General features: G+C 69.7%; 2 protein-coding genes. One reads left to right on the top strand and one right to left on the bottom strand.

The genetic code is table 11. The features are described 5' to 3' along the window. A partial coding sequence (locus tag VGZ23_14715; protein HEV2358843.1) for a pyridoxal-phosphate dependent enzyme occupies nucleotides 1–579 on the bottom strand: 579 nt, incomplete at its 3' end. A 392-nt stretch (nucleotides 580–971) separates the two neighbouring features. Between VGZ23_14715 and VGZ23_14710 the strand changes: the two genes are divergently transcribed. Beyond that, entirely contained in the window at nucleotides 972–1,697 is a 726-nt protein-coding gene (locus VGZ23_14710) for an SDR family NAD(P)-dependent oxidoreductase (protein HEV2358842.1), read from the top strand. The last annotated feature ends 133 nt before the right edge of the window (nucleotides 1,698–1,830 follow it).

Raw genomic sequence — 1,830 nt, 5'->3', positions numbered from 1 at the left:
GCTGGCAACCCAGTCACGGAACGTCTCGTTGATGGCGTCCTTGAGGGTGCGGGAGCCGGAGGTGACCGGAATCACCTGGGCGCCGAGCATCCTCATCCGCGCCACGTTGAGCGCCTGGCGGCGAGTGTCGATCTCGCCCATATAGATGGTGCACTCCAGGCCGAACAGCGCGCACGCTGTCGCGGTCGCCACCCCGTGCTGGCCGGCGCCGGTCTCCGCGATGACGCGCGGCTTGCCCATCCGCCTGGTCAGCAGGGCTTGTCCGAGCACGTTGTTGATCTTGTGCGAGCCGGTGTGGTTCAGGTCCTCGCGTTTGAGGAACACCCGCGCGCCGCCGGCGCGCTCCGCGAATCGGGGTACCTCGGTGAGCGGGCTCGGCCGTCCGGCGTAGTGGACGAGCAGCTCCTCGAACTCCGCGACGAACGCGGGATCCGCCTTGGCCCTCTCGTACTCGACGGCGACCTCGTCCACGGCGGCGGCCAGCGCCTCCGGGATGAACTTGCCGCCGAACGCGCCGAAATACCCGTCGGCACCGGGGATATGCCCCGGCGCGGCCGGGATGAAGAATTCGCTGGTCATGACAGACACGCTCCTGAGCCCGGACGCACACCTCGGGCTTGTGGCTGGTGAGGGGATCACGAGTACGCGCATCCGCGCGGCAGGGCGGACACCGGGGAGAACGATCTCCCTCAGATGCCCCGCGCGATGCGCGCCGCGCCGCGCCATCGCCTGCCGTCGACCTGACCAGCCTCGGAGCCGATCACGTACCGCACCCTGCGCCCGAGCACGCGCCGCGCAGGCGCCCGGCAGCCGCGCGGGCGGCAACCAGGGGCAAGACGGACGGCAACGGGCACGATCGGAGCCTAACCCACCGGCGCGGCGATTCCGCCGGGTGCGGCTGGTCTATATAAGCAGGCCGCCGAACGAGCGGCGCGGAACCGCGAGACCACCGCAGAACCGGAGGAACGGGCATGACCATCAAGGACACGACAGTGCTGGTGACCGGGGCCAACCGCGGCATCGGCCGGGCGCTGGTCGAGGAGGCCCTGCGGCGAGGCGCGGCACGGGTATATGCCGCGGCACGCCACCCGGTCGCTCACCCCGATCAGCGCGTCACCCCGCTGGCTCTGGACGTAACCGACGCGGAGCAGATCGACGAGGCGGCCGCGAGCATCGACTCGCTCGATCTCCTGATCAACAACGCCGGCGTCCAGCCCTTTGACGACCTGAGCGATCTCGCCGCAATCGAGCAGACCCTGGACGTCAACCTGTTCGGCACCTACCGCGTGAGCCAGGCTTTCCTGCCGTCGCTGACTCGCTCTCAGGGAGCGATCGTTACCAACGTGTCGCTGGCGGCCCTCGCTCCCGTGCCGTTCGCGCCGGCCTACTCGATCTCGAAGGCGGCCGCGTTCTCTCTGACGCAGTCGCTGCGCTTGCTGCTGGCACGACAGGGCGTGACCGTGCACAGCGTCCTCACCGGCCCCACCGACACCGAGATGACCCGAGATCTCGACATTCCCACGGCCTCGCCGGAGTCCGTGGCGCGAGCCATCTTCGACGGCATCGAGAACGGAGAGGAGGACATCTTCCCCGATCCGCTGTCACAGGCCATGGCCGAGGGGTGGCGCGGCGGCGTCGCCAAGCAGTTCGAACGGCAGAACGCGGCGCTCGTGCCGGCCGGGGCCGCCACTTCGTGACAGCCGCCGGGCCGCTGTCCGCCGTCGCGGGCAGCGGCTGCACGGCGCTAGCTGCGGCGGGGGAGTTTGGCCACGAGCGTCACGACGATGACGACGACCACCGCGATCAGCCCGATAACGAGAAACGTCTTGA

Source organism: bacterium (genome assembly GCA_035945995.1).
Lineage (GTDB): Bacteria > Sysuimicrobiota > Sysuimicrobiia > Sysuimicrobiales > Segetimicrobiaceae > DASSJF01.
This window is presented reverse-complemented; position numbering and strand designations above follow the sequence as displayed.